General features: G+C 71.2%; 23 protein-coding genes. 13 read left to right on the top strand and 10 right to left on the bottom strand.

Annotated features, from left to right (window positions below):
* Nucleotides 1-125: 125 nt before the first annotated feature.
* The gene (locus tag KVS71_RS06090; RefSeq protein WP_144882502.1) at nucleotides 126-2,048 is read left to right on the top strand and encodes a PRD domain-containing protein; all 1,923 of its coding nucleotides are present in this window, start codon (nucleotides 126-128) and stop codon (nucleotides 2,046-2,048) included.
* A 3-nt stretch (nucleotides 2,049-2,051) separates the two neighbouring features.
* Here the strand turns inward: KVS71_RS06090 and KVS71_RS06085 are convergent, their stop codons facing one another.
* Genes KVS71_RS06085 through KVS71_RS06075 form a run of 3 tightly spaced genes read right to left on the bottom strand, consistent with a single transcriptional unit; the run spans nucleotide 2,052 to nucleotide 4,818 of the window.
* Nucleotides 2,052-2,315, bottom strand: a complete 264-nt coding sequence (locus KVS71_RS06085) for an HPr family phosphocarrier protein (RefSeq protein WP_105950168.1) — start codon at nucleotides 2,313-2,315, stop codon at nucleotides 2,052-2,054.
* Between the two features lie 2 nt (nucleotides 2,316-2,317).
* The gene (locus tag KVS71_RS06080; protein WP_217584128.1) at nucleotides 2,318-3,988 is read right to left on the bottom strand and encodes a phospho-sugar mutase; all 1,671 of its coding nucleotides are present in this window, start codon (nucleotides 3,986-3,988) and stop codon (nucleotides 2,318-2,320) included.
* Entirely contained in the window at nucleotides 3,985-4,818 is an 834-nt protein-coding gene (locus tag KVS71_RS06075; RefSeq protein WP_060923622.1) for a purine-nucleoside phosphorylase, read from the bottom strand. The genes KVS71_RS06080 and KVS71_RS06075 overlap by 4 nt, the downstream gene beginning before the upstream one ends.
* A gap of 48 nt (nucleotides 4,819-4,866) precedes the next feature.
* Here KVS71_RS06075 and KVS71_RS06070 point away from each other — a divergent pair, with 48 nt between their 5' ends.
* Complete coding sequence (locus KVS71_RS06070) at nucleotides 4,867-6,315, top strand: NAD(P)H-quinone dehydrogenase (RefSeq protein ID WP_060923621.1); 1,449 nt, start codon at nucleotides 4,867-4,869, stop codon at nucleotides 6,313-6,315.
* Between the two features lie 82 nt (nucleotides 6,316-6,397).
* Here the strand turns inward: KVS71_RS06070 and KVS71_RS06065 are convergent, their stop codons facing one another.
* Both KVS71_RS06065 and KVS71_RS06060 read right to left on the bottom strand, forming a co-directional pair.
* On the bottom strand, nucleotides 6,398-8,164 hold the full coding sequence (locus KVS71_RS06065; RefSeq protein WP_083370892.1) for a biotin carboxylase N-terminal domain-containing protein: 1,767 nt from the start codon (nucleotides 8,162-8,164) through the stop codon (nucleotides 6,398-6,400).
* Between the two features lie 78 nt (nucleotides 8,165-8,242).
* On the bottom strand, nucleotides 8,243-8,878 hold the full coding sequence (locus KVS71_RS06060) for a Maf family protein (protein WP_217584127.1): 636 nt from the start codon (nucleotides 8,876-8,878) through the stop codon (nucleotides 8,243-8,245).
* Nucleotides 8,879-8,901: 23 nt separating this feature from the next.
* On the opposite strand from KVS71_RS06060, the gene KVS71_RS06055 reads away from it, so the two are divergent.
* The 4 genes from KVS71_RS06055 to KVS71_RS06040 are packed head-to-tail and all read left to right on the top strand — an operon-like array spanning nucleotide 8,902 to nucleotide 13,093.
* Nucleotides 8,902-10,146, top strand: coding sequence for a class I SAM-dependent RNA methyltransferase (locus tag KVS71_RS06055; protein ID WP_144882505.1), 1,245 nt, complete (start codon nucleotides 8,902-8,904; stop codon nucleotides 10,144-10,146).
* 43 nt (nucleotides 10,147-10,189) lie between these two features.
* Nucleotides 10,190-10,849, top strand: a complete 660-nt coding sequence (locus tag KVS71_RS06050) for a response regulator transcription factor (RefSeq protein ID WP_144882506.1) — start codon at nucleotides 10,190-10,192, stop codon at nucleotides 10,847-10,849.
* Entirely contained in the window at nucleotides 10,839-12,074 is a 1,236-nt protein-coding gene (locus KVS71_RS06045) for a hypothetical protein (protein ID WP_083370891.1), read from the top strand. Before KVS71_RS06050 ends, KVS71_RS06045 begins: the two co-directional genes overlap by 11 nt.
* Nucleotides 12,071-13,093, top strand: coding sequence for a hypothetical protein (locus KVS71_RS06040; RefSeq protein ID WP_217584126.1), 1,023 nt, complete (start codon nucleotides 12,071-12,073; stop codon nucleotides 13,091-13,093). Before KVS71_RS06045 ends, KVS71_RS06040 begins: the two co-directional genes overlap by 4 nt.
* Before the next feature lie 196 nt (nucleotides 13,094-13,289).
* Here KVS71_RS06040 and KVS71_RS06035 read toward each other — a convergent pair whose 3' ends face one another.
* The 4 genes from KVS71_RS06035 to KVS71_RS06020 form a co-directional block, all read right to left on the bottom strand.
* Nucleotides 13,290-13,532 (bottom strand): acyl-CoA carboxylase subunit epsilon, encoded by a 243-nt coding sequence (locus tag KVS71_RS06035; RefSeq protein ID WP_306304915.1) that lies wholly within the window; start codon nucleotides 13,530-13,532, stop codon nucleotides 13,290-13,292.
* Nucleotides 13,529-15,127, bottom strand: a complete 1,599-nt coding sequence (locus KVS71_RS06030) for an acyl-CoA carboxylase subunit beta (protein WP_060923418.1) — start codon at nucleotides 15,125-15,127, stop codon at nucleotides 13,529-13,531. Before KVS71_RS06030 ends, KVS71_RS06035 begins: the two co-directional genes overlap by 4 nt.
* A 78-nt stretch (nucleotides 15,128-15,205) precedes the next feature.
* Nucleotides 15,206-16,195 carry a hypothetical protein gene (locus KVS71_RS06025; RefSeq protein WP_254635518.1) on the bottom strand — a complete coding sequence of 330 codons (990 nt, stop codon included), beginning with the start codon at nucleotides 16,193-16,195 and terminating at the stop codon, nucleotides 15,206-15,208.
* 79 nt (nucleotides 16,196-16,274) lie between these two features.
* On the bottom strand, nucleotides 16,275-16,967 hold the full coding sequence (locus tag KVS71_RS06020; RefSeq protein ID WP_060923420.1) for an NTP transferase domain-containing protein: 693 nt from the start codon (nucleotides 16,965-16,967) through the stop codon (nucleotides 16,275-16,277).
* A gap of 248 nt (nucleotides 16,968-17,215) precedes the next feature.
* Here KVS71_RS06020 and KVS71_RS20420 point away from each other — a divergent pair, with 248 nt between their 5' ends.
* From KVS71_RS20420 to KVS71_RS06005, 3 genes are read left to right on the top strand one after another with little or no spacing between them, the layout of a single operon-like run.
* Nucleotides 17,216-19,066: an ABC transporter ATP-binding protein gene (locus KVS71_RS20420; protein ID WP_368874560.1), complete on the top strand. Its 1,851-nt coding sequence runs from the start codon at nucleotides 17,216-17,218 to the stop codon at nucleotides 19,064-19,066.
* On the top strand, nucleotides 19,042-20,607 hold the full coding sequence (locus tag KVS71_RS06010; RefSeq protein WP_105950164.1) for a hypothetical protein: 1,566 nt from the start codon (nucleotides 19,042-19,044) through the stop codon (nucleotides 20,605-20,607). The genes KVS71_RS20420 and KVS71_RS06010 overlap by 25 nt, the downstream gene beginning before the upstream one ends.
* A 41-nt stretch (nucleotides 20,608-20,648) precedes the next feature.
* Nucleotides 20,649-20,915 carry a DUF3039 domain-containing protein gene (locus tag KVS71_RS06005; protein WP_060923586.1) on the top strand — a complete coding sequence of 89 codons (267 nt, stop codon included), beginning with the start codon at nucleotides 20,649-20,651 and terminating at the stop codon, nucleotides 20,913-20,915.
* Nucleotides 20,916-20,929: 14 nt separating this feature from the next.
* On the opposite strand, the gene KVS71_RS06000 is transcribed toward KVS71_RS06005, so the two are convergent.
* Nucleotides 20,930-22,255 carry a nicotinate phosphoribosyltransferase gene (locus tag KVS71_RS06000; protein ID WP_083370889.1) on the bottom strand — a complete coding sequence of 442 codons (1,326 nt, stop codon included), beginning with the start codon at nucleotides 22,253-22,255 and terminating at the stop codon, nucleotides 20,930-20,932.
* A gap of 62 nt (nucleotides 22,256-22,317) precedes the next feature.
* Here KVS71_RS06000 and murI point away from each other — a divergent pair, with 62 nt between their 5' ends.
* From murI to KVS71_RS05980, 4 genes are all read left to right on the top strand, one after another.
* Nucleotides 22,318-23,154: a glutamate racemase gene (murI, locus tag KVS71_RS05995; RefSeq protein ID WP_060923537.1), complete on the top strand. Its 837-nt coding sequence runs from the start codon at nucleotides 22,318-22,320 to the stop codon at nucleotides 23,152-23,154.
* Nucleotides 23,155-23,187: 33 nt separating this feature from the next.
* Entirely contained in the window at nucleotides 23,188-23,925 is a 738-nt protein-coding gene (gene rph / locus KVS71_RS05990; protein ID WP_025105317.1) for a ribonuclease PH, read from the top strand.
* A gap of 2 nt (nucleotides 23,926-23,927) precedes the next feature.
* The gene (gene rdgB / locus KVS71_RS05985; RefSeq protein ID WP_144882509.1) at nucleotides 23,928-24,521 is read left to right on the top strand and encodes an RdgB/HAM1 family non-canonical purine NTP pyrophosphatase; all 594 of its coding nucleotides are present in this window, start codon (nucleotides 23,928-23,930) and stop codon (nucleotides 24,519-24,521) included.
* A 100-nt stretch (nucleotides 24,522-24,621) separates the two neighbouring features.
* The gene (locus tag KVS71_RS05980; protein WP_144882510.1) at nucleotides 24,622-25,542 is read left to right on the top strand and encodes a cation diffusion facilitator family transporter; all 921 of its coding nucleotides are present in this window, start codon (nucleotides 24,622-24,624) and stop codon (nucleotides 25,540-25,542) included.

Here is a 25,542-nt window from a genome sequence, read left to right as displayed (position 1 = left end):
CGCGGTGGCACCAACACGTTCTCTTCCGCCCCTGCGGAACCCTGCTCGCCGCGCCCGTGTCGCCGGAGGCTGTCATCATGGAGAGCAGTCGGACAGTGCCGTCAGCACGGGAACTCGGAGGGATCATGTCGCGCCAGCGTCAGGACCAGCTCCTCGCCGCCCTGCTGCGCGAGGAGGGCTGGGCGACCGCAGGCACGCTGGCCGACCTCCTCGGCGTGACGCCCCGGAGCATCCGTTCCTACGTCGCGGCCCTGAACGCCCGCACGCCCGGCGCCGCGGTCGTCGAGTCCGGCCCGGCGGGCTATCGGGCGGGCCCCGGCGCCCGTGGTGCGCTCCGGGTGCGGCAGGGCGGCGACTCCGCGCCCCGCGAACGGCTGCACGCCCTGGTCCGGCTGCTGCTGGACGAGGAGGAGGGGATCGACGTCTTCGACACGGCGGACGCCCTGCACGTGAGCGAGGCGACGCTGGAGGCGGACCTCGTGCGGGTGCGCGGCCTCCTCGACGGCACCGACCTGACGCTCGAACGTGCACGGGAGCGGGTGCGGCTCCGCGGAGACGAGGCTGCCCAGCGCCGGCTGCTCAGCCGCCTCGCGCACGACGAGATGGACGACGCCTCGTTCCACCCCGAGATCTTCCGGCGAGCCCTCTCCGGGACCGCGGTCGATGCGCAGGCAGTCGGACCCTTCAAGTCCGCCCTGGTGGGAGAGCTCGGCGAGCTCGGCTACTACGTCAACGAGCTCGCGATTGCCGACGTCCTGCTGCACATCGCGATCGCCGCCGAGCGAGTGGCCGCCGGGCGCGCCCTCGACGCGCCGCCGGTGGGAGCCCGACCGGAGATCCCGCGGGTGGGAGCGGTGATCGCCCGCCTCGCGGCCGAGCACTTCGCCGTGGTCCTTGGCGAGGGGGACAGCGGTCACCTCGCCTCCCTGGTCCTCACCCGGATCGTCGCCCCCGGTGGCGAGGCGGCGCAGGAGCTCGCCCGCAGCGGCGTCGCCCCGGACGTGGAGGCGGCGGTCCGAGCGGAGATCGCGCGGGCCGCGGAGGACTACCGCGTCGACCTCGTCGACGAGACGTTCGTGCTCCGTCTCGCCCTGCACGTGCAGAACCTCCTGCGTCGTGCCGAGGAGAGTGCGCTCACCCGGAATCCGCTCACCCGCTCGCTGAAGACGACGTACCCGATGATCTTCGAGGTCGCGGTGTCGATCGCGAGCGGTCTGCACGACCGGCTCGGCACGCCCATCCACGATGACGAGATCGCCTACATCGCCATGCACGTCGGTGGCCGGCTGGAACGGAGCCGCAAGGCGGAGTCCATCCTCACCGCGACCATCGTCTGCCCGGGCTACTACGAGCTCCACGAACTCCTGCGCTCGAGCGTGGACCGCTCGCTGGGCTCCGCGATCGAGGTCACCAGCGTCGTCACGAACGTCGACCCGGACTGGGCGTCGTTCGACACCGACCTCGTGCTGAGCACGATCGAGCCCGGGGCCGCGGGCGACCGCTTCGTGCGCATCCAGCCGTTCCTCACCGACGCGGACGTCGACCGCATCCAGCAGGCCGCGGGGCGCCTGCGCCGGGGGCGACGGCTCGCCCGGCTCCGGGAGGAGCTCGCGCGCTACTTCCACCCCGACGCCTTCGTGCATCCCCTCCCGGATGACGGCGAGGAGGCCATCATCCGGCGGCTCGGCGCGCCGCTCGTGCGGGCCGGCCTGATCGGTGACGACTACGTGGAGAACACGATCGTCCGGGAGCGCATGTCCTCCACGGCGTTCACCGACGCGCTGGCCGTGCCGCACGCGCTGCAGATGACCGCGGCTCGGACGGCGATCGCGCTCGGTGTCGCGGAGGGGTCGGCGGCCTGGGGCGACGGAAGGGTGCAGGTCGTCGCGCTGGCCGCCTTCAGCGAGAGCGACCGCGCCGCCTTCCAGACCGTCTTCGAGCAGCTCGTGGAGGTGTTCAGCGAGCGCGAGAGCGTGCAGCGGATCGTCCGGCGCAGTGCGACCTTCGAGGGTTTCCTCGACGAACTCGTCGCCGTGATCGACGGCTGAGGCTCAGGCGTCGGGGGCGAGCACGAGGGCGAGCTGGTCGAGGACGCTCTCCGAGGCCGGGCCGGCCGGCGTCTCCAGGGTCACGGCGTCGCCGGATGCGAGGGCGAGGTCCATCACCGCGAGGACGCTGCGCAGATCCACGGACGTGCCGTCCGCGGTGCGCAGCGTGACCGGGAGCTCGTGCGCCTGCGCGAGGCGCACGAGCTCCGCGACCGGTCGTGCGTGCACGCCGTTGTGGGCGCTGACGACGACGTGGCGGACGGGCATGGTCAGGAGCGCTCGTCCAGGAGGACCCGGACGCCCGCCTCCAGCTCGGCGACGGCCGCTGCGGCCGCCTCGGCGGAATCACCCGTGGCGTCGATGTACACCTTGAGCTTCGGCTCCGTGCCGCTCGGCCGGACGATCACCCGGGATCCGTCCGAGAGCCGATACCGCAGCACGTCGCCGGAGGGCTGCCCGGGAGCGCTCTGCAGCAGGTCCTCGGCCGACGCGATCGAACGCCCCGCGATCTGCGTGGGCGGAAGCGAGCGCAGCGACAGCATCACCGTGCCGATGAGCGACAGGTCCGCCACCCGCACCGACACCTGCGCGCTCGCGAAGTGCCCGTACGTGTCGCCGACCTCGCGGACGAGATCGGCGAGGGTGAGCCCGCGCTCCTGGGCTTCGGCGGCCAGCCCGAGCACGGCGACCGCGGCGGAGATGCCGTCCTTATCGCGCACGGTCTCGGGGTTGACGAGGTAGCCCAGAGCCTCCTCGAAGCCGAAGACGATGCCAGGCGCCCGGGAGATCCACTTGAAGCCGGTGAGCGTCTCGTGGAAGTCCAGCCCGTGCTGCGCGGCGATGGCGCCGAGCCCGGGGGAGGAGACGAGCGAGCACGCGAGCGAGGCCCCGGGAGTGCCGGCCGCGGCGCGCGCGGCGCGGGCACCGAGCAGCAGGCCGACCTCGTTGCCCGTGAGACGCCGCCAGCCGTCCGCGGCGGTCTCGTCCGGGACGGCCACGGCGAGGCGGTCGGCGTCCGGGTCATTGGCGAGGATGAAGTCCGCCTTCGCCCGCCTGGCCGTGGCGAACGCGAGATCCATGGCCCCCGGCTCCTCCGGGTTCGGGAAGGACACCGTGCGGAACGTCGCGTCCGGATGCAGCTGCTCGTCGACCACGACGGGCCGCGGGTAGCCGGCGGCGTCGAGGATGCGGGCGACCGTCTCCCAGCCGACGCCGTGCATCGCGGTGTAGACCCACCGGAGGCTGCGGGCTCCCGCGGGCGCCGGAGCGACGGCGGCGGTGGCGGCGACGTAGGCCTCGACGAGATCCTCGCCCGCGGTCTCGTAGGCCGTGGACCGCGGCAGAGCCCGCACGTCGCCGCTGTCCGCGATCCGCTGGATGTGGGCGGCGATCTCGGCGTCGGCGGGAGCGACGATCTGCGAGCCGGCATCCGCGCCGCCGAGGTACACCTTGTAGCCGTTGTCGTCGGGCGGGTTGTGGCTTGCGGTCACCATCACGCCGGCATCGGCGCCGAGGTGACGCACGGCGAAGGCCAGCACGGGTGTCGGCAGCAGGCGGGGGAGCAGGATCGCGCGCAGGCCGGCCCCGGCGAACAGCTCCGCGGAGTCCTGGGCGAACACCCGGGAGTTCCGGCGTCCGTCGTAGCCGATAACGACCGTCGGCGTCGCCCCGGCGGCCCGCTCGCGCAGGTACGCCGCGAAGCCCGCCGCGGCCTGGGAGACGAGCACCCGGTTCATCCGGTTGCTCCCAGCCCCGAGGGCGCCGCGCAGTCCCGCCGTCCCGAACGCGAGACGACTGCCGAAGCGGTCGTCGAGCTCCGCCGCGGCGGCCTCGTCCCCGGAGGCGGCCCGTGTGACGATGCCGGCGAGCTCGTCGCGGGTCTGCGGGTCGGGGTCCTGGCGCAACCAGGCGCGGGCCTGGGCGAGCCGCTCCTCGCTCACAGGGCCTCGACCACCCGGGCCAGCAGGGCGGAGATCACCGGCTCCGCCTCGCGACCGGCTTCGATGACCTCGGCGTGGCTGAGCGGCGTCTGCTGGATGCCGGCGGCGAGGTTCGTGATGAGTGAGAACCCGAGGATCTCCATGCCGGCCTCGCGCGCGGCGATCGCCTCGAGCGCGGTGGACATGCCGACGATGTGGCCGCCGATGTGCTTCGCCATCTGCACCTCAGCCGGGGTCTCGTAGTGCGGGCCGCGGAACTGCGTGTAGACGCCCTCGTCGAGCGTGGGGTCGACCGTCCGGGCGATGTCGCGCAGGCGCTTCGCGTACAGGTCGGTGAGGTCGATGAACGTCGCGCCCTCCAGGGGCGAGTCGGCGGTGAGGTTGATGTGGTCGCTGATCAGCACCGGCTGACCGGGCTTCCACGTCTCGCGGATGCCACCCGCGCCGTTGGTGAGGACCATGATCTTCGCGCCGGCAGCTGCGGCGGTACGGACGCTGTGCACGACCCGGCGCACGCCGTGGTTCTCGTAGTAGTGCGTGCGGGCGCCGATGACGAGGACGTTCTTCCCGCCCGGGGTCCGGATGCTGCGCAGCGTGCCGACGTGGCCCTCGAGAGCGGGCTTCGAGAATCCGGTGACCTCGGTCGCGGGGATCGTCGCCACGGTCTCGCCGATGAGGTCGGCCGCCTTGCCCCAGCCGCTGCCGAGCGTGAGGGCGATGTCGTGCTTCTCGACGCCGGTCAGCCGCGCGATGTCGGCGGCGGCTTCGGCTGCGACCTCGAACGGGTTCGCAGCGGGGTCATCGAGGGGGTTGCTGTGGGTTTCAGGCATGGATCCACTCTAGGAAGTGGCAGGCTCCGGTGCCAGGATTGCGGAAGAATGGAGAGCATGTCTTCCACCACTTTCGAGCGCACTCAGCGCGTCGCCGTCCTCGGCGGCGGACCCGGCGGTTACGAGGCGGCCCTGGCAGCCGCCCAGCTCGGAGCGGAGGTCACCCTCGTCGAGCGCGTCGGTGTCGGCGGTTCGGCCGTGCTCACCGACGTCGTGCCGTCGAAGAGCCTCATCGCCACGGCGGACGCCGCGGTCGCTATCTCCGAGGCCAGCGACCTCGGCGTGAACTTCTACGCCAAGGGCGAGAACGGCAAGCCGCTCAAGCCGGAGATCGCCATCAACCTCGCCGCCGTGAACAAGCGCCTCGTGGCGCTGGCCGGTCAGCAGTCCGAGGACATGCGCACCACCCTCCTCGATGCGGGCGTGCGGATCCTCTCCGGTCACGGCCGGCTGGAGGGTCCGAACGCCATCGTCGTCTCCACCGGCGAGCGCGGCACGGACTTCGACCGCGTCGAGGCCGACACCATCGTCGTCGCGGTCGGCGCCTCGCCGCGCGAGCTCGACTCCGCCAAGCCCGACGGCAAGCGCATCCTCACGTGGACTCAGCTCTACGACATGAAGGCGCTGCCCGAGCACCTCATCGTCGTCGGCTCCGGAGTGACCGGTGCGGAGTTCGCCTCCGCCTACATGAACCTCGGTGCGAAGGTCACGCTCGTCTCCAGCCGCGAGCAGGTGCTCCCCGGCGAGGACCAGGATGCGGCGCGCGTGCTGGAGAAGGTGTTCAAGCGCGGCGGCATGCAGGTGCTGTCCAAGTCGCGGGCCGAGAAGGTCGAGGTCGTCGGGGACGGCGTCACCGTGACCCTGTCGGACGGCCGCACGGTCGAGGGCAGCCACTGCCTCATGGCGGTCGGCTCCATCCCGAACACTGCGGGCATCGGCCTGGAGGAGGCCGGCGTCGAGCTCGACGACTCCGGTCACGTCCGGGTGAACCGCGTCGCGCGCACCTCGGTGCCGAACGTGTACGCGGTGGGGGACTGCACGAACTTCTTCCCGCTGGCCTCGGTGGCCTCGATGCAGGGGCGGACGGCGGTGTTCCACGCGCTGGGCGACATCGTCATCCCGCTCGAGCTCATCAAGATCACCTCCAACATCTTCACGGCGCCGGAGATCGCGACCGTCGGCTACGGCGTCAAGGACGTGGAGGACGGCCTCGCCGACGGCATGGTCTACAAGCTCCCGCTCGCCGCCAACCCGCGCGCGAAGATGATGGGCATCAAGGACGGCTTCGTCAAGCTCATCGCCCGCAAGGGGTCCGGCACCGTCATCGGCGGCGTGATCGTGGCCCCGAAGGCGTCGGAGCTCATCTACCCCATCGCGATCGCGGTCGAGCGCCGTCTCACCGTCGACCAGGTCTCGCGGGTCTTCGCCGCGTACCCCTCGCTCTCGAGCAGCATCACCGACGCGAGCCGCGCGATGCACCTCGTGAACATCTCCTGACCCGAGACCCCCCGCAATCGCCGAGACCCCGGGCTGCAGACATCTGCAGCCCGGGGTCTCGGCGTGAAAGCGGGGTCTCGTGTCAGGAGATCGTGAGGAGCTGGTGACCGGCGGAGACCGTGGTGCCCGCGGCGGCGTCGATGTTGCCGACGACGCCGTCCTTGTGCGCCTGCAGCGGCTGCTCCATCTTCATCGCCTCGAGGACGACGACGAGGTCGCCCTTGACGACCTGCTGCCCCTCCTCGACCGCGACCTTGACGACCGTGGCCTGCATCGGCGACTTCACCGCGTCGCCGGAGGCCCCGGCGTTGGCGACCGTGGCGTGGCTGCGGCGCGACGGCGGGACGGCCGCCGGGCGGCCGGTGGTGCCGGGCGCGACCGCGACGCGATCGGGCAGGCTGACCTCCAGGCGCTTGCCGCCGACCTCGACGACCACGGTGTGCCGGGCGTTCGCCGGAGCCGGAGCCTCCAGCTCGCCGTCCCACGCGGGGATGTCGTTGTCGAACTCGGTCTCGATCCAGCGCGTGTAGACCCCGAACGTCCCGTCCTCCGCCGTGAAGGCGGGGTCGCGGACGACCTTGCGGTGGAACGGGATGACGGTGGGCAGACCCGCGACCTCGAACTCGTCCAGAGCCCGCCGCGCGCGCTCCAGGGCCTCGGCGCGGTCCTTGCCGGTGACGATGATCTTGGCGAGCAGCGAGTCGAACGCGCCGGACACCGCGTCCCCGGCGGTGACGCCGGAGTCGAGGCGGATGCCGGGGCCGCCGAAGGTCTTGAAGACGTGGATGGGGCCGGGCTGGGGGAGGAATCCGCGACCCGGGTCCTCGCCGTTGATGCGGAACTCGATGGAGTGACCCTGCGGCTGGGGGTCGTCGTAGTCGATCGTGCCGCCGGCGGCGATGCGGAACTGCTCGCGGACGAGGTCGATCCCGGTGACCTCCTCGGACACAGGGTGCTCGACCTGGAGGCGGGTGTTCACCTCGAGGAAGGAGACCGTGCCATCGGCGCCGATGAGGAACTCGCACGTGCCCGCGCCGACGTAGCCGACCTCCTTGAGGATGGCCTTGGACGCCGAGTAGAGCTTCTCGTTCTGCTCGGGCGTGAGGAACGGGGCCGGCGCCTCCTCCACGAGCTTCTGGTGCCGGCGCTGCAGCGAGCAGTCGCGGGTCGAGATGATGACGACGTTGCCCTCGGCGTCGGCGAGGCACTGGGTCTCGACGTGGCGGGGCTTGTCGAGGTACTTCTCCACGAAGCACTCGCCGCGGCCGAACGCGGCGACGGCCTCGCGGGTGGCGGATTCGAACAGCTCCTCGACCTCGTCGAGCTCGCGGGCGACCTTGAGCCCGCGTCCGCCGCCGCCGTAGGCCGCCTTGATGGCGATCGGCAGACCGTACTCCTGCGCGAAGGCGACGACCTCGTCGGCACCGGAGACGGGGCCGGGGGTGCCGGGCGCGAGGGGCGCGCCGACCTTCTCGGCCACGTGGCGGGCGGTGACCTTGTCGCCGAGCGCCTCGATCGCCTCCGGGGAGGGGCCGATCCAGATCATCCCGGCGTCGATCACCGCGCGCGCGAACTCGGCGTTCTCCGCGAGGAAGCCGTAGCCGGGGTGCACGGCGTCGGCACCGGCGCGGCGGGCGACGGAGAGGATCTTCTCGATCTGGAGGTACGTCTCGGCGCTGGTCGCGCCACCGAGCGCGTACGCCTCGTCGGCCAGGCGCACATGCAGCGCGTCCCTGTCCTGGTCGGCGTAGACGGCGACCGAGGCGATCCCGGAGTCACGAGCGGCACGGACGATGCGGACGGCGATCTCGCCGCGGTTGGCGACGAGCACCTTCGCGATTTCAGGCATGGTTGCCAGCCTAGCGAGTAGCATCCCGATACTTTTGACGACTCTCGACAAGAAAGAGGGAAAAACGTGGAGGGGAGTCTACGACCACAGATCCGTCCACCGGACCCCGAGGTCGGCAGCGAGGCGGCGCACGGTGGACAGCGACATGCCCACCACGGTGGAGGGATCGCCCTCGACCCGGGTGATGAAGGCGCCGCCGAGGCTGTCCACGGTGAAGGCTCCCGCGACGTGCAGCGGCTCCCCTGATGCCACGTACGCGGCGATCTCCTCATCGCTGATGTCATCGGTGAACGTCACGGCGGCCTCCGCGACGGCCGTCGCCTCGACGAGAGCCGCGCCGGGGGAGACACGGAACACGGAGTGCCCGGAGTGCAGCACCCCCGTGGCGCCGCGCATCTCCTGCCACCGGCGCGTGGCCTCCTCCGGCGTGTAGGGCTTGCCGTACACCCGGTCCCCGAGGGCGAACATCGAGTCCCCGCCGATGACGATGCCGTCGAACACGCCCTCGGCGGCCAGCCGTTCGGCGACGGCGGCGGCCTTGGCGCGGGCGAGCAGCAGCACGAGGTCGGCGGGTGCGAGGGGACCCATGCGCTCCTCTGCGGCGGCGGCCAGGGCGTCCTCGTCCACCTCCGGCGACAGCGTGAGCGGTTCGACGCCGGCCTGACGCAGCAGCATGAGCCGGGCGGGGGAGGTGGAGGCGAGGCAGACGCGCATGGAGACCACCGTATCCTCGAAGGATGACTTCCTCCGCAGCCGACGTGCTCGATCTCGACATCACCGGCATCGCCCACGGAGGCACCTTCATCGCCCGTCACGAGGGACGCGTGGTCTTCGTCTCGGACGCGATCCCGGGCGAGCGCGTCCGTGCCCGCCTGCTGGATCCGTCCCCCGCCGCCGGGGAGCCGGACACACGGAGCTTCTGGCGCGCCGAGACGCTCGAGGTCCTCGACGCCTCCCCGCATCGCCGGCCGCACATCTGGCCGGAGGCGGACGTCGCGCACGACCCCGCCCAGCGACCCGGCGGCGCCGACCTCGGGCACATCGAGCTCGACCACCAGCGCGCGCTCAAGCGACAGGTGCTGGCAGAGGCGTTCGATCGCTTCGCCGGTCCCGGGCTCGAGGCCCCGGAGATCGAGGCCGTGGAGTCCGGCGACGGGACGGGGTGGCGCACGCGGGTGACCCTGCACGTCGACGATGCCGGGAGGATCGGTCCCTTCGCCGCCCGCAGCCACCGCGTCGTGCCTGTCTCGACCTACCCGCTCGCCCGCCCCGCGATCGCCGAGGCCGCCCTGGCCCTGCGGGGCGAGAAGCCCGGGCGCATCGAGCTCGTGGAGCCCGCGGACGGCCGCGTGCGCATCCTCCGGCATCCCGAGGCCGAGCGCCGGGATCCCAGGGACCGCCGCCCCCGGCCGAAGCCCGAGGTGGTGCAGGAGCGCGTCGGCGACCGCACGTTCGACGTCGACGCCGGCGGATTCTGGCAGGTGCACCCCCGCGCCGCCTCCGTCCTCGACGGCGCCGTGTACGGGCTGCTCGACGGACACGTGGAGCCGGACGCGACGCACTACGACCTGTACGGCGGTGTGGGTCTGTTCGCGCGGACTCTCGCGGATCTCGGCGGCACCGACGTCGTGACCGTCGAATCCAGCCGCCGCGCGACGCAGCACGCCGCCGCGAACCTGGCCCCGCTCGAGGTGACCGCCGTCACGGCCCGGGTCGACCGCTTCCTGCAGCAGCCGCGACGCGGGGGCGCGACGGGGGCGGTGGTGCTCGACCCGCCCCGGTCCGGCGCCGGACGCGCGGTCGTGGAGGGCGTGCATGCGCTTGCTCCGTCCGCGATCGCCTACGTCGCCTGCGACCCGGTCGCCCTCGCGCGCGACCTCGGTACCTTCCGGGGCCTGGGGTGGCGGGTCGACGCGCTCCGCGGGTTCGACCTGTTCCCGCACTCGCATCACTTCGAGGTCGTCGCCCTGCTCACCCGGTGAGCGCATTCCCGGTCCCCGGTCCGCGACTCACTAGGCTGTGGGCATGAGCACCGTCGCCCTCATCGACGACCACGAGTCCGTCCGCCTCGGCCTCGAGGCCGCGTGCGCCAGGGACGGGCAGACCGTCGTGTTCACCGGGAGCACGGTCGGCTCCTACCTCGTGTGGCGGTCCTCCACGGGCGCCCCGCCGGCCGACGTCGTCGTGCTCGACCTGACGCTGGGGGACGGGACGACGGTGACGGAGAACGTCGTGTCCCTCGTCGCCGACGGCGCCAGCGTCGTGATCCACAGTGTCGCCGACCGGCCCGCAGCAGTGCGAGAGGCCCTGGCGGCGGGCGCGGCCGGTGTCGTCAGCAAGTCGTCGGCCCTCGACGACGTGCTGGACGCGATCCGCACCGTGGCGCAGGGCGAGGCGCTGAACAACGTCGAATGGGCGAGTGCGGTCGAGGGCGACCGCGCGTTCGCCGACGCGCAGCTGTCCAGCCGCGAGCGGGAGGTGCTGCGTCTGTACGCGACGGGCCTGCCGCTGAAGGCCGTGGCCGAACGTCTCGGCGTCGCATACTCCACGGCGAAGGAGAACATCACCCGGATCCGGGTGAAGTACGTCGAGGTCGGTCGGCCGGCGCCCACCAAGGTCGATCTGCTGCGGCGCGCGATGGAGGACGGCATCGTGACGGCCGACGGGGCGCCGAGTGCCCGCTGAGCCGCTGAGCGTTCGCGACGCCTGGAGCAAGATCCCTTCGCCCGGCAGCGCGGAGAACGGCTTCGAGCGGTTCACCGGCAAGCGGATGGAGCGCATCCTCGCGATCGTCGTCGCGCTGGGGTCGGCCGTGCTCGGGGCGCAGGCCCTGATCGCGGCCGTGCAGACGATGTCCCGCGCAGACGCGCCGCACATCTCGATGCTCGTTGGCGTCTTCGTACCGCTGACGGCGATGCTCGTCGCCTGTCTGATCGGACGCGGCGTGCGCCTGGCCGCGGGGGTGTTCGCCGTCGTGTATCTGCTCGCGCTCGCAGCGTGGCCCATCGTCGTCGACCCCACGGACAAGGTGGCGGGCGACCAGCCGTGGATCTTCTTCCTCGTGAACGTGGGCGTGGTGGCGGCGATGCTCGCCTTCCCCGTGCGGCTGCAGTTCGCGTGGGCCGTCGGCGTGCCCTTCGTGTACGGATACGTGCGTCTGGTGCAGGGGGAGTTCTCCCGGGAGTTCTGGGTGACGACGGCGTTCGACGTCTCCTTCACCCTGATCCTCGGTGTCGTGATCGTCTCGCTCGGCTGGATGTTCCGCTCGGTCGCCGCGGGCGTCGACGAGGCGCGGGGGACCGCCGTGGCCTCGTACGCGACGGCAGCCGCGACCGCGGCTGCGGAGGAGGAGAGGGTCGCCATGTCGGCGCTCATGCACGACAGCGTCCTGGCCGCTCTCATCGCCGCCGAGCGCGCGGAGGGCGAGCGCGCACGGGAGCTCGCCGTGGCGATGGCCAGGGAGGCCCTCACGCGACTCGCGAACACCGAGGCCGCGGTCGCGGAGGAGGGCAGCGACGAGCCGGTGGGGGCCGCGCAGATCGTCGTGGAGCTGCGACGAGCGCTCTCCGAACTGGGCGCGGACGCCATCGTAGAGGAGCGCGGCGGCAGCGGCCTCATCCCGGGGCGTGCCGCGCGAGCGCTCGTGCTCGCCGCCCGCCAGGCGATCGGGAACGCGGTCGCGCACGCCCACGGTCGAGGTCTGCACATCCTCGTCGTCGGTCACGGTGACGAGGGCATCGCCGTGACGATCTCGGACACGGGCGGCGGCTTCGACGTCGACGCCATCGGTCCCGACCGGCTCGGCATCCGCGCCTCGATCCTCGCCCGCATGGCCGGTGTGGCCGGGACCGCGCACATCTCCTCGGACGCGGAAGGCACCGTCGTGACCCTGGGGTGGGAGCGCTCATGAACCGGACCGTCCGCAGCGTCGCCACCACGCTCGCCGTCGGCTTCGCGCTGTACTTCGTCGCACGCGGGATCTGGTGGATCGAGCAGCCGACGGCTCCGCTGCTCATGGTCCTCGCCATCGCCGTGTACCTCGTGGTGGTGAACATCGCGATCCTCGGGAGTCCGGCCACGGTGCGCATGCCGCTGTGGTCGGCGCTCCTCGCCCTCGGAGCGAGCACGATCATCCCGGGGCTGGTCACTCTCTCGCTGGACCCCGACGATCGGACGGCGCCCTTCGCCACCTGGTACATCGGCGCCCTCGGTCTGCTCGGCATCGTCTGCGTGGTCCGTCGCCGCGCGTGGGCGGGCTGGGCGGCGCTCGCTGTGCTCGTGGTCGCGGCATCCCTCGCCCTGGGCCTGGGGGTGGCGATGAATCTCGGAGTGGTGGGGTCGATCATGTGGGTCGCGGTCGCCCAGCTCCTGGTGATGTTCTGGGACCGCGCCGTGAGCGACACGGAGCGCCTGTCGGAGATCCAGCAGGCGGTCTCGGCCTGGCACGCGACGCAACGGGTGCGCCAGCGCGAGCGTCGCCTCCGCACCCAGTTCGCCCTCGCCGTCGCGGGCCCCGTGCTCAGCCGGGTGGTGGCGTCACGCGGCCAGCTCGACGACGATGAGCGGCTGGAGGCCCGGCTCGCGGAGGGGCGTCTACGCGACGAGCTGCGTGGTGCGGACCTCCTGAACGACGACGTCCGTAACGCGATCGACGCCGCGCGCCGCCACGGCGCCTCCGTGACGGTGTTCGACGAGGGGGGTCTCGACGGCGTCGACGAGGGCCGACGCATGGAGATCCGCGACGAGCTCGCGTCGGTGCTCCGTAGCGCCGGGACCGGGCGCATCATCATCCGCTCCGCACGAGACCCGCTCGTCGCCGTCACCGTCGTCGGTCGCGCGGGTCTGCGGGCATCGGACGACGATTCCGTGGACCTGTGGCACGAGATCACGAGGGAGCGGCGCGGGACGACGTCCGACGCGCGGAGCTGAGAGTGGGCGAGGGGCGGCGAATCCGCCTGCCCCTCGCCGTGCGGACAGTTACCCGAAAACCGTCCGCTGGTGGCCGATCAGCGTCTGTCTACCCTGGGACAGAGAGACCAGCCGAACGCGAAGCGTCTCCTCTAGTCTGCGGTCCCGTGCAACGGTTGTCTGTAGGTATTTTGGGGGACAAAGTCCGCCACCGGCCTCAGCCGGCGAAACGTCCCCAGGGGATGTCCCGGCGCAGCGGCCGACGCAGCGGACGCTGCGTGCGGGTCCACGCGGAGACCCGCGGCTCCTCGACCGTCGCCTCCGCCTGCTCGTTCGCATAGGCGTCCCCCAGAACCGCGATGAGGGCAGCGAGCTCCTCCTCGGTCGCGGTGCCGCGGGTGACCTCCAGCATCACGGGCGCGGGCGCCGCCCCGTCGACGGCAGGTTCCTGGCCGCTCACAGCGGGATGTTCCCGTGCTTCTTCGGGGGCAGTTCGGCACGCTTGCCCCGCAACGCCCGCAGGGCCTTCGCGATGGCCACCCGCGTGTTCGCCGGCTCGATGATCCCGTCGAGCTCGCCGCGCTCGGCCGCGAGGAAGGGCGAGGCCACGTTGTAGGTGTACTCGTTCGCGAGGCGCGTGCGGACCGCCGCCACGTCTTCGCCCGCTTCCTCCGCCTTGCGGATCTCCCCGCGGTAGAGGATGTTGACGGCGCCCTGGCCGCCCATCACGGCGATCTCCGCGGTGGGCCAGGCGAGGTTCACGTCGGCGCCGAGCTGCTTCGAGCCCATGACGATGTACGCGCCGCCGTAGGCCTTGCGCAGGATCACCGTCACGAGCGGCACGGTGGCCTCGGCATAGGCGTACAGGAGCTTGGCACCGCGGCGGATGACGCCGGTCCACTCCTGGTCGGTTCCCGGCAGGTAGCCGGGGACGTCGACGAGGGTCACGATCGGCAGCGAGAACGCGTCGCAGAAGCGCACGAACCGACTCGCCTTCTCGCCCGCCTCGATGTTGAGCGTGCCCGCCATCTGCGAGGGCTGGTTGGCGATGATGCCGACCGAGCGGCCCTCGATGCGTCCGAAGCCGATGACGATGTTCGGCGCGAACAGCGGCTGCACCTCGAGGAAGTCGCCGTCGTCCACGACATGCTCGATCACGGTGTGGATGTCGTACGGCTGGTTCGGGGAGTCCGGGATGAGCGTGTTGAGCGTGCGGTCCGCGTCCGTGGTCTCGAACTCGAACGCGCTCTCGTAGGAGGGCAGCTCCGCCATGTTGTTGTCGGGCAGGAAGCCGAGGAGCGTGCGCGCGTAGTCGATCGCGTCGTCCTCGTCCTCGGCGAGGTAGTGCGCGACGCCGGAGCGGGTGTTGTGCGTGTAGGCGCCGCCGAGCTCCTCCATGCCGACGTCCTCGCCGGTGACGGTCTTGATCACGTCGGGTCCGGTGACGAACATCTGGCTGGTCTTGTCGACCATGATGACGAAGTCGGTGAGGGCGGGGGAGTACACCGCGCCACCGGCCGCCGGGCCCATGATGATCGAGATCTGCGGGATCACGCCGGAGGCACGGGTGTTCAGGCGGAAGATCTCGCCGTACTTGCCGAGCGCGACGACACCCTCCTGGATGCGGGCGCCGCCGGAGTCGAGGATGCCGATGCACGGCATCCCGCCGGCCAGGGCGAACTCCATGATCTTCACGATCTTCTCGCCGGCGACCTCGCCCAGCGACCCGCCGAAGGTGGAGAAGTCCTGCGAGTACACGGCGACGGTGCGGCCGTGGATGGTGCCGACGCCGGTCACCACGGAGTCGCCGTATGGACGCGAGCGGTCCATGCCGAACGCGGTGGTGCGGTGGCGCACGTACTCGTCGAACTCGACGAAGCTGCCGGGGTCGACGAGGAGCTCGATGCGCTCGCGGGCGGTCATCTTGCCCTTGGCGTGCTGCTTCTCCTTCGCCTTCGCCTCGGCGTCGACGACGGCCTCGGTGTAGCGAGCGCGCAGGTCCGCGATCTTTCCGGCGGTGGTAAAGGGGTCGGGCTTGTCCGTCACGGATTCCACCCTAGCGTCGGCTTCGCGCCGTCCGTTGGATGATCGGCACAACGGGGCGGCGGATCCTTTGGCGAGGTGCGCGCTCGCTCACCCCGCGGTCGTGTCCGAACCCGGTCGCGGCGGCAGCCCATGATCGCCATCGGCGGGACCGGCGTCGAGTTCCTCCGTAGGGTGCTCGCGTCGGCGACCGGCGATCTCGCCGACGCGGTGCCCGACCCATCCTGCGCCGCGTGCCACGGTGCCCGCGGCTCCCGCGACCGCGTTGCCGGCGTAGCGCGCTCCGCGCAGCATCCGCAGCTCCACCTTCTCGGCGCCCGGCACGGGCTCCAGCTCCGCGGGGAGGGTGAGCGGTGCGGCTCCGAAGGCCCGGTGGGAAGTGGTGAGCACGCGGCGTCCGAGGATGTGGTTGCCTGCGCCGCCGATCGCCGCGCCGATCCCGAACGGCATCGCCTTGCCGATGAAGGAAGCCCCGCCCTTGGCCGCGAACTGCTTCACGAACATCCCCTTGAGCTGGTCCACGAGCGGCCCCACGGCGGCGCGCGGCAGCGACTTCGTCACCAGCTCGCCCCAGTACGCCGACCGGCTGCTGCCGCGACCGGTGACCTGCCGCGCGAGCTGCCCGACGAGGTCGACGCCCTCCTTGCCGAGCATGAGGGTCATGACCAGTGCGCGAGCGCGGTCGGGGTTTCCCACCGCGATGCCGTGCACCTCGGCGACCGACTGCGCGAAGAGGGCCGTGGATTCCACGAATCCCACCGTCTCGACCCCGGAGAGGGCGAGCGTGATGCCTGTGCCGATACCGGGGACCACCGCGGTCGCCCCCACCGCGGCCCCGCCCGTCGTGACGGCTGCGAGATAGCGGCGCTCCAGGATCCGGATGATCTCGTCGGGGGTCGCGTGCGGGTTGCGGAGCCGGATGCTGCGGATGTGGGCGAGCACCAGCGGGCGCTGGATCGACAGCACCCGATCGAGCCCGCGGACCATCATCGGGTGTTCGGGGGAGCCGACCGGCGGCACGCCCTTGTCCCACGGGGCGTCGTCCGGCAGGGAGTGGATCTTGTGCACCTTGGGGGCCATGTGCCGATCCTATGAAGCGCGACCGCGAAAACACCGAGAGCCCCGGTCCGTGGCGGAACGGGGCTCTCGGAGGGGATCGTCACACGAAGAGGTTCGCGCGCTCCAGGTCTTCCGCGAAGTCGACTTCGACCGCGTACAGGTCGGAGACATCCATCGGCTCGAGCAGCAGGCCGTCCTCGGCGATCGCCAGCTCGAGACCCCGCTCGAAGTAGTCCTGATCCTCAACCCGCTGCAGCTGGCGCATGAACGCCTTCTTGAAGCCGGAGGAGATGTAGTTGATGCCGACGGCCTCGCCGAGACCGCCCTTGACGGACTTCGACAGCTCCTTGATGAAGCCTTCCGCGGTGACGGTGTACTTCACCTCTTCATCGCTGACCTTGGCGGTGTTGACGGTGACGAACGACTGGTCACGCTCGATGTACGCGGCGGCGCGACCGAGGATCATCGGGTCGAAGACGACGTCGCCGTTCATCCACAGCACGCCGCTCTTGCCGGTGGCGCTCAGGGCGCGCAGCAGGCTCTTCGAGGTGTTGGTCTCGTCGTAGCGGTCGTTGTGGACGTAGTTCACGGAGGGGAAGGCCTCGATGATGGTCTCCGCGCGGTAGCCCACGACCGTCGTGATGCGCGCGTCGGATCCGAAAGCGGCCCGGATGTTGTCGTGCTGCTGGCCCATGATCGTGCGGCCGTCGTTGAGCTCGGTGAGCGGCTTGGGCAGCGCACGGCCGAGGCGGGAGCCCATTCCGGCTGCGAGGATGACGGTCTGAAGAGTCACGAATACTCCTAAGGAAGTTGTGTTCACGGTCGGTTCACCGACCAGACACTTCGTCGTGCCGGGAATCATGCTAGCGATTCCCCCTGGGAACCCCGGGGCCAGGCAGGCCCCGTTGCCATTTCGTGACCGAGTACACACGCAACGCACAGGCACGACAACCCCCTTGCAAATTCCGCGGAGAAGGGGTTCTGATGTCGGAATGTCGCGTGGGGCCTTGGCTCTCAGCCACCCGTTGATACCGTAGGACGGTGACTTCCTCCCCTGATGACCCCACCCCCCAGGCAGAGGGAGCCGAGACTCCGACAGAAGCCTCCGCGCCCGCTCGGAAACCGGCCGCCAAGAAAACTGCCTCGTCCTCCGCCGGCGCGAAAAAAGCGACCGGAGCGAAGTCCTCCGCGCCGAAGTCGGCGGCGGCGAAGACCGCAGCCTCGAAGACCACCACTGCGAAGTCCACGTCGGCGAAGACTGCCGGCACGAAGTCCACGAGCCAGAAGACCGCGGCGGCGAAGGCCGCGGACGCGAAGGCCGCTCCGGCGAAGTCCACCGCAGCGAAGTCCTCGACGGCGACGAAGGCGGCCACGGCGAAGACTCCCGCGGCGAAGACTCCCGCGGTGAAGAAGCCGACCGCTGCGCGGCCCGCACCGACCAAGGCCGCAGCCGAGAAGGCGGCCCCCACCTCCGAGGTCGTGGTCGAGCCCACGCCCGCAGCGAGCGTGGATCCCGCGGCCGCGCGCACGGCGTCGGCCGCCCGAGCAGCCGCGGTGAAGAACACCGCCGCGCGGACCACGAGCCCGAAGCGCCCGTCCGCGACGACCACGAAGCCGAGCACTGCTGCCGCCAAGACGACGGCTGCCAAGACGGCTGCGGCCAAGGCCGCCGCGGCGAAGACGGCCGCCGCGAAGGCATCGGCGGCCAGGACGACGGCCAAGACCACCGCCGCCAAGACTGCTGCGGCGAAGGCGGCTGCGGCCAAGGCGGCTGCCGCGAAGGCCGCGGAAGCCGAGGCCGTGGAGGCGCAGGCGGCGGAAGCCGCGGCTGCGGACGCACAGGCCGTGGAAGCACTGGCCGCTGCGGAGACGCAGCCCGAGGAGTCCGCCGCGGTGGTGGCGTCGGACGACGGCACCTCCGAGTCGGCGACGCGCGTCGAGGACGCGGCCGCCATCGAGGGGTCCGCCGCGGAGCCCGCGGTCGAGGTGTCGGACACCGCTCTGCCGGTGACGAAGGAGTCCGCGCTCGAGGAAAGCCGCGTCGCGGACGTCGAGGTCGTCGAAGTGGTCGAAGCCGTGATCGCCGAGGAGCCGCCGGCCGAGGTCGACGAGGAGGAGGCGGCGGAGCCCGCCACCGAGGCCATCCGGATCCGCGGTCTCGTGAAGCAGTTCGGCGAGAACCGCGCTGTCGACGGCATCGATCTCACCGTGCCCGCCGCCTCGTTCTATGGCATCGTCGGCCCCAACGGTGCCGGCAAGACGACGACCCTGTCGATCGTCGCCGGCCTCCTGCGTGCGGACGAGGGCAGTGTCCTCATCTGCGGCATCGACCAGGCGAGCGAGCCGCTGGCGGCGAAGCGCGTGATGGGCGTCCTGCCGGACCGCCTGCGCACGTTCGACCGCCTCACCGGCCGGCAGCTGCTGTATTACTACGGGCTGCTCCGCGGCCTCGCCGCCGACGTCATCGAGAAGCGCACCGGGGACCTCGCCCGGGCCTTCGATCTCGGCGACGCCCTGAACCGGGTGGTGTCCGACTATTCGGCGGGTATGACCAAGAAGATCATGCTCGCGGGCGCGATGATCCACTCGCCGCGCGTCCTGGTGCTCGACGAGCCGTTCGAGTCCGTCGACCCGGTCTCTTCCGCCGTGATCCTCGACATCCTGCGCGCCTACGTCTCGCACGGCGGCACCGTGATCCTGTCGAGCCACGGAATGGACCTCGTCGAGCGCGTGTGCTCCCGGGTGGCCATCATCGTCAACGGCGAGGTGCTTGCCGAGGGCACGATCGACGAGGTGCGCGCGGGCCAGACGCTCGAGTCCCGATTCGTGGAGCTCGCTGGCTCCAGCGGCGAGGTGGAGGGGCTCGAGTGGCTGCACACGTTCTCCGACTGAGGTTCGCGCTCCTCCTGGGCGCCCTGCGCGGGGAACACCGGGTGCGCACCCTGCTCTCCTTCGGCGCGGTGATCGCGGTCACGGTGGTCGTCTGCGTGGCGGTGTTCAGTCTCGGCGACGCGCCCGTTCCGGTCTCCCAGGCGGTGACAGTGCTCGGCGGTGCGGCCGTCCTGCTCGGCTTCCTCGTGGGACCCCTGCTCGTGGGGGCCGTCGATCAGCTCGATCCCCGGCGTTTCGCGGTGTTCGGCGTCGACGAGCGGAAGATGCCCGGAGTCCTTGCGATCGCCTCACTGGTCAGCGTGCCGAGTCTCGCGCTCCTCGCGGTCTACGTCAGCGTGACGATCGTCGCCGTCCGCGCCGGTGCGCCGTGGGTGCCGGCCGTCCTCCTGGCGCTGACGGGGCTGCTGTCGACGATCCTCCTCTCCCGGGTCGGGATGGCGCTCAACGCGCTGCTGCTGCCGGAGCGTCGATCCCGCGAGCTGACCGCGCTGTTCGCCCTCGCTTTGATCGTCATCGCCTTCCCTGTCGCGGTGTTCCTCGGCTCGCTCCGCTGGGATGGCGAGGTTCCGGCATCGTTGGCGACCCTGACCTCGGTGATCGGTTTCACCCCGCTCGCCGCTTCGCCGGCGGCGATGTTCGCGGCGGCCGCCGGTGAGACGGCTGTGGCCTGGGTCAGCGGACTGATCGCCGTGGCCACCCTGGCGTTGCTGTGGCTCGCCTGGACCTGGTTCGTGCGCCGCCTGCTGACGACGACGGAGCGTCCGGTGGCGGCACGCGAGCGCACCGGACTCGGCTGGTTCGCCCTGCTGCCCTCGAACGCCTTCGGCGCCATCGCCTCGCGAAGCCTCGTGTACTGGCTCCGCGACCGTCGGTACATCATGAACATCATCGTGGTGCCCGTGGCGGGCGTGCTGACCGTGTTCCCACTGATCGTCGCGGGCGTGCCGGTCGAGATCGCCGCGCTCGTCCCCGTGCCCGTCATGGCACTGTTCTTCGGCTGGCTGCCCCACAACGACGTCGCCTACGATTCCACGGCCCTGTGGACCCACGTCGCGAGCGGCGTCCGCGGTCTTCCCGACCGTCTCGGGCGCCTCGTGCCCGTGCTGCTCGTCGCCGTCCCCGTGCTGGCGATCGCGGTGCCGCTCTCGCTGCTCCTCGCCGGTCGGTGGAGCCTGCTCCTGCCGCTCGTCGGTGTCGGAGCGAGCCTGCTGTTCAGCGCCCTCGGGATCTCCAGCGTGGTGTCGGTGGTGGCGCCGTACGCGGTCTCCCGCCCCGGGGACAGCCCGTTCCAGCAGCCGCAGCGACCGACCTCCAGGGGGATCTACGGCCCGGCGGCGGCATTCCTCGGTGCGATCCTCCTGAGCGTGCCGACCATGTGGCTGTTCGGCGCGAGCATCGTCGCCGATCCCGGATTCGCGCCTGCGGCGTTCTGGGTCGGCATCGTCACCGGGGCGGCCGCGTTCATCGGAGGAGCCGTGATCGGCGGACGCATCTTCGAGCACAGCGGCGAGCGTCTGATGGAGTTCGTCGAGACGGCCTGAGACCCGCCCCGCCGAGGCTCGGACGCGGCTAGAATCACGGGATGAGTACTCCGCTGGACAGCCCCGATCAGGGCGGCGTGGCAACGCTTGATCGCGAACTGGAAGAGCTCCTCCGCGAGGAGAACATCGAACCGGGCGACCACGAGCGCTTCTCGCACTACGTCAAGAAGGACAAGATCCTCGAGTCGGCGATCACGGGCAAGCCCGTCCGCGCGCTCTGCGGCAAGAAATGGACGCCCGGTCGTGATCCGGAGAAGTTCCCGATCTGCCCGACCTGCAAGGAGATCTACGAGTCGATGGTCGGCTGACCGCCGACCGCGCGTCAGTCCGCCTCGACGTAGACCGTCGGGATCGCCGGATCCGACTTGCTGAGTGCGAGCGCCCGCACCGGCAGCTCTTCGCGCACACGCAGGTGATGCGCGCGGGCGGCAGCCGTCCCCGCCGCGCCCTCGGCTGCGGTGTCGATCTCGCCGCCCTCGACGAGGGTGACCTGGAGCGGGCGTCCGTCCGGGTGCTCGGCAGGCGTGTCCAGCGCTTCGAAGCCGTCGGAGACGACGACCGTCTCTGCTGCGGCGACGCCGTCGTCGAGGGTGCGGAACGCCGCCTTGCGCCCGCCGAAAGACGCCTTGTCGGCCGAGGCCTTGGCGACGCCGATCCACGCCCCGTCGGCGTCCTGCCGGGCGACGAGCTTGTAGACCATGCTCGCGGTCGGATACCCGGAGCCGGTGACGACCGAGGTGCCGACGCCGTAGGCGTCCACGGGGGAGGCGGCGAGGGCTGCGATCGCGTATTCGTCCAGGTCGCTGGTGACCGTGATGCGGGTATCGGTGGCGCCGAGCTCGTCGAGTTGTGCGCGGACCTCCGCGGCGACGATCGGGAGGTCGCCGGAGTCGATGCGGACGCCGCCCAGCCCGGTCCCGGCCACGCGGATCGCGGTCTCGACGCCGGTGCGGATGTCGTAGGTGTCCACGAGGAGCGTGGTGTCCACGCCCATGCTCTCGACCTGCGCGCGGAAGGCGTCCTCCTCGCTGTCGTGCAGCAGCGTCCAGGAATGGGCGGCAGTGCCCATGGTCGGGATGCCCCAGGCGCGCCCGGCCTCGAGGTTGCTCGTGGCGCCGAAGCCGGCGATGTAGGCGGCTCGCGCGGCAGCGACCGCCGAGCGCTCCGCGGCGCGGCGGGAGCCCATCTCGGCGAGGGGCCGCTCTCCGGCGGCGATGCTCATGCGCGCGGCGGCCGTGGCGACGGCGGAGTCGTGGTTGAGCACACTCAGCGCCAAGGTCTCCAGGACCACCGCGTCCGCGAACGAGCCCTCCACCGTGAGGATGGGCGACCCGGGGAAGTAGAGCTCACCCTCACGGTATCCGCGGATGGTCCCGGTGAAGCGGTAGCGCTCGAGGTAGGCGAGGGTCTCGGCGTCGACGACGCGCTCGTCGCGGAGGAAGCGCAACTCGTCGTCACCGAAGCGGAAATCGCGCAGCAGCTCGAGCAATCGCCCGGTGCCGGCCACGACGCCGAAGCGACGTCCGCCGGACAGCCGACGGGAGAACAGCTCGAAGACACTCGGACGGGAGGCGGTGCCGTCCCGGAGCGAGGCGGCGAGCATCGTGAGCTCGTAACGGTCGGTGAGCAGCGCCGTCGACGTGGTCATGCGCTCAGCTTAGTGAGGCCAGGATGCACGAGGCGCCGCGCACGCGGGTAGGCTGGGGAGTCATGAACGACGCGCCCATCGGGATCTTCGACTCCGGTGTCGGCGGGCTCACGGTGGCCAGGGCCATCCGGGCCCAGCTGCCCCGCGAATCGTTCGTCTACATCGGCGACACCGCCCACTCGCCGTACGGCCCCAAGCCCATCGCCGACGTGCGCCGCTACGCGCTCGAAGTGCTCGACACGCTCGTGGACCAGGGCGTGAAGATGCTCGTGATCGCCTGCAACACGGCGTCCGCGGCCATGCTGCGCGATGCGCGCGAGCGCTACGACGTGCCCGTCGTCGAGGTGATCGGTCCGGCCGTGCGACGCGCGGTGTCCACGACGAGGAACGGACGGGTCGGTGTGATCGGTACGGTCGGCACCATCGGCTCCCGGGCGTACCAGGACATGCTCGAGGTGAACGAGCGCCTGCAGGTGTTCACGGCGGCCTGCCCCCGGTTCGTCGAGTTCGTCGAGGCCGGGGTGACCGGAACTCCCGAGGTGCTCGCCGTGGCCGAGGAGTACCTCGCGCCGCTGCGGGAGGCCGACGTGGACACGCTCGTCCTCGGCTGCACGCACTACCCGTTCCTCCGTGGTGCCATCAGCTACGTCATGGGGGAGGGCGTGACTCTGGTCTCCAGCGACGACGAGACCGCGGGCGACGTGTACCGCCAGCTCGTGCGCGGCGATCTGCTGGCGCCGCCCGACGCCACCGCGACCTATGTCTACGAGGCCACGGGCGACTCCGCCGATGACTTCACGGCGCTCGCGAACCGGCTCATGGGCCGCGAGGTGCGCGACGTGCAGCTCGTCCAGACCGGCGTCATCACGCTTCCCGATTCCGCCCTCGACGCGCGCTGAGCCCGTCGCTCCATCCCCGACCGAGAGAAGCACATGACCGACATCGTCCGCGCCGACGGCCGTTCCACCTCGCAGCTCCGCGAGATCACCATCGAGCGCGGCTGGAGCGCGCAGGCCGAGGGCTCGGCTCTCATCAGCTTCGGCGGGACGAAGGTGCTGTGCACCGCCTCGTTCACGAACGGTGTGCCGCGCTGGCTCACCGGCAAGGGCAAAGGCTGGGTCACGGCGGAGTACGCGATGCTCCCGCGCGCGACGAACAGCCGCAACGACCGGGAGAGCGTGAAGGGGCGCATCGGCGGCCGGACGCACGAGATCTCCCGGCTCATCGGACGCGCTCTCCGCGCCGTCGTCGACACCAAGGCGCTGGGCGAGAACACCATCGTCATCGACTGCGACGTCCTCCAGGCTGACGGTGGCACCCGCACAGCGGCGATCACCGGCGCCTACGTCGCCCTGGCCGACGCGATCGAGTGGGGGCGGGACAAGAAGTTCATCGGCAAGAACTCGACGCCGCTGCTCGACTCCGTCTCCGCGGTGTCGGTCGGCATCGTCGACGGGGAGCCGATGCTCGACCTCGCCTACGTCGAGGACGTGCGGGCCGAGACCGACATGAACGTCGTGGTGACCGGCCGCGGCCTGTTCGTCGAGGTGCAGGGCACGGCCGAGGGGGCGCCGTTCGACAAGCGCGAGCTCGACGCGCTCCTCGACCTCGGCGTCGCCGGCTGCGCGGAGCTGAAGGACCGGCAGCTCGCCGCCCTGGCGGGAGCCTGAGCATGCGCGTCGTCCTCGCGACCCACAACCCGCACAAGGTGGCGGAGTTCCAGCAGATCGTGCAGCAGACGCGGCCCGACCTGGAGGTCGTCGGCTACGACGGTCCCGAGCCGGTCGAGGACGGCGTGACGTTCGCCGAGAACGCGCTCCTCAAGGCGCGTGCGGCTGCCGCGCACACCGGCCTTGCGGCGCTCGCCGACGACTCCGGCATCTGCGTGGACGTGCTCGGCGGTTCACCCGGGGTGTTCTCGGCGTACTGGGCAGGGCAGAAGAAGGACGCCACGGCGAACCTGGAGCTGCTGCTCGACCAGCTGCGCGACATCGCCGACCCGCACCGCGCCGCGCACTTCACGTCGACCATCGCGCTCGTCCTCCCGGACGGTCGCGAGCACGTCGTCGAGGGGATCTGGCCCGGACGCCTCGCCCACGAAGCCTCCGGGAGCGGCGGTTTCGGCTACGACCCGATCTTCATCCCGGACGGTCAGCCGGACGGCGCGGAGCGCACCGTGGGGGAGTTCACGGCGGAGGAGAAGCAGTCGCAGTCGCATCGCGCCCGCGCCTTCACGGCGCTCGTGCCGCTGCTCGCCGCGCTCTGAGCGTCGGAGAGAAGAACCCCTGCTGACGGTGAGAATCGTTACTGTTCCCGACTAGCCAGGAACGGCCTCTTGGCACCCGCCCCCGGGCTAGCCTGGGGGCATGCACGATCACGCCCCCGCGCCCGGCGGTCTCCGTTCGGCGAGCAGCCGCCGCCTGCTCGCGATCTCCCTGACCCTCACCGCCACCGTGATGATCGTGCAGGTCGTCGGAGCTCTTCTCACCGGCTCGTTGGCGCTGCTCGCGGACGCCGCGCACATGTTCACGGACGCCTCGGCGCTCGTGATCGCCCTCATCGCCGCGACCGTGGCGGCGCGTCCTGCGGACGACCGGCGGACGTTCGGTTATCAGCGCGCGGAGGTCTTCGGCGCGCTCATCAACGCGGTCATCCTCATCGCCCTCGCCACGGTCGTCGCCGTGCAGGGGGTGCAGCGGCTGCTGAACCCCTCCGAGATCGAGGTCGCCGGTGGGCTCATGCTCGTCGTCGCGGTCGTCGGCCTGCTCGCGAACGCGGTGTCGATGTGGCTGCTCAGCCGTGCCCAGCGCACGAACCTGAACGTGCGGGGCGCCTACCTCGAAGTGATGGGCGACCTGCTCGGCTCGCTCATGGTCATCATCGCGGCGGGCGTGATCCTCGTGACGGGCTGGATGCCGGCCGACGCCCTCGCCTCGCTGTTTATCGCGGCGATGATCATCCCGCGGGCGTTCGTCCTCCTCAAGGAGGTGTTCTCCGTGCTCGCCGAGTCGGCGCCGAAGGGCATGGCGGTCGGCGAGATCCGCACCCACCTGCTCAGCTACGACGGCGTCGTCGGGGTCCATGACGTGCACGTGTGGCAGCTCACCCGCGGTGCTCCGGTCTTCACCGCCCACGTCAGCGTCCGGCCGGATCTGCTGGCGGACGGCCGCTCGGCGGCGCTGCTCTCGGAGATGCAGGCGTGCCTCGCGGACCACTTCGACGTCGCGCACTCCACGTTCCAGATCGAGCCGGCCGAGCAGAGCGACTGCGAACCGCACCACGCCTGA

The organism is Microbacterium sp. GbtcB4 (assembly GCF_019091465.1).
GTDB classification, from domain to species: domain Bacteria; phylum Actinomycetota; class Actinomycetes; order Actinomycetales; family Microbacteriaceae; genus Microbacterium; species Microbacterium paraoxydans.
The sequence above is the reverse complement of the archived record's forward strand: the minus strand, read 5'-3'. Positions and strand labels throughout refer to the sequence as shown.

What these genes read in the sequence shown, in the direction of transcription:
- KVS71_RS06090 (WP_144882502.1), top strand. Translation starts at nt 126, where the DNA reads ATGTCGCGCCAGCGTCAGGACCAGCTCCTCGCCGCCCTGCTGCGCGAG.
- KVS71_RS06085 (WP_105950168.1), bottom strand. Translation starts at nt 2,315, where the DNA reads ATGCCCGTCCGCCACGTCGTCGTCAGCGCCCACAACGGCGTGCACGCA.
- KVS71_RS06075 (WP_060923622.1), bottom strand. Translation starts at nt 4,818, where the DNA reads ATGCCTGAAACCCACAGCAACCCCCTCGATGACCCCGCTGCGAACCCG.
- KVS71_RS06070 (WP_060923621.1), top strand. Translation starts at nt 4,867, where the DNA reads ATGGAGAGCATGTCTTCCACCACTTTCGAGCGCACTCAGCGCGTCGCC.
- KVS71_RS06065 (WP_083370892.1), bottom strand. Translation starts at nt 8,164, where the DNA reads ATGCCTGAAATCGCGAAGGTGCTCGTCGCCAACCGCGGCGAGATCGCC.
- KVS71_RS06060 (WP_217584127.1), bottom strand. Translation starts at nt 8,878, where the DNA reads ATGCGCGTCTGCCTCGCCTCCACCTCCCCCGCCCGGCTCATGCTGCTG.
- KVS71_RS06055 (WP_144882505.1), top strand. Translation starts at nt 8,902, where the DNA reads ATGACTTCCTCCGCAGCCGACGTGCTCGATCTCGACATCACCGGCATC.
- KVS71_RS06050 (WP_144882506.1), top strand. Translation starts at nt 10,190, where the DNA reads ATGAGCACCGTCGCCCTCATCGACGACCACGAGTCCGTCCGCCTCGGC.
- KVS71_RS06040 (WP_217584126.1), top strand. Translation starts at nt 12,071, where the DNA reads ATGAACCGGACCGTCCGCAGCGTCGCCACCACGCTCGCCGTCGGCTTC.
- KVS71_RS06025 (WP_254635518.1), bottom strand. Translation starts at nt 16,195, where the DNA reads ATGGCCCCCAAGGTGCACAAGATCCACTCCCTGCCGGACGACGCCCCG.
- KVS71_RS06005 (WP_060923586.1), top strand. Translation starts at nt 20,649, where the DNA reads ATGAGTACTCCGCTGGACAGCCCCGATCAGGGCGGCGTGGCAACGCTT.
- KVS71_RS06000 (WP_083370889.1), bottom strand. Translation starts at nt 22,255, where the DNA reads ATGACCACGTCGACGGCGCTGCTCACCGACCGTTACGAGCTCACGATG.
- murI (WP_060923537.1), top strand. Translation starts at nt 22,318, where the DNA reads ATGAACGACGCGCCCATCGGGATCTTCGACTCCGGTGTCGGCGGGCTC.
- rph (WP_025105317.1), top strand. Translation starts at nt 23,188, where the DNA reads ATGACCGACATCGTCCGCGCCGACGGCCGTTCCACCTCGCAGCTCCGC.
- rdgB (WP_144882509.1), top strand. Translation starts at nt 23,928, where the DNA reads ATGCGCGTCGTCCTCGCGACCCACAACCCGCACAAGGTGGCGGAGTTC.
- KVS71_RS05980 (WP_144882510.1), top strand. Translation starts at nt 24,622, where the DNA reads ATGCACGATCACGCCCCCGCGCCCGGCGGTCTCCGTTCGGCGAGCAGC.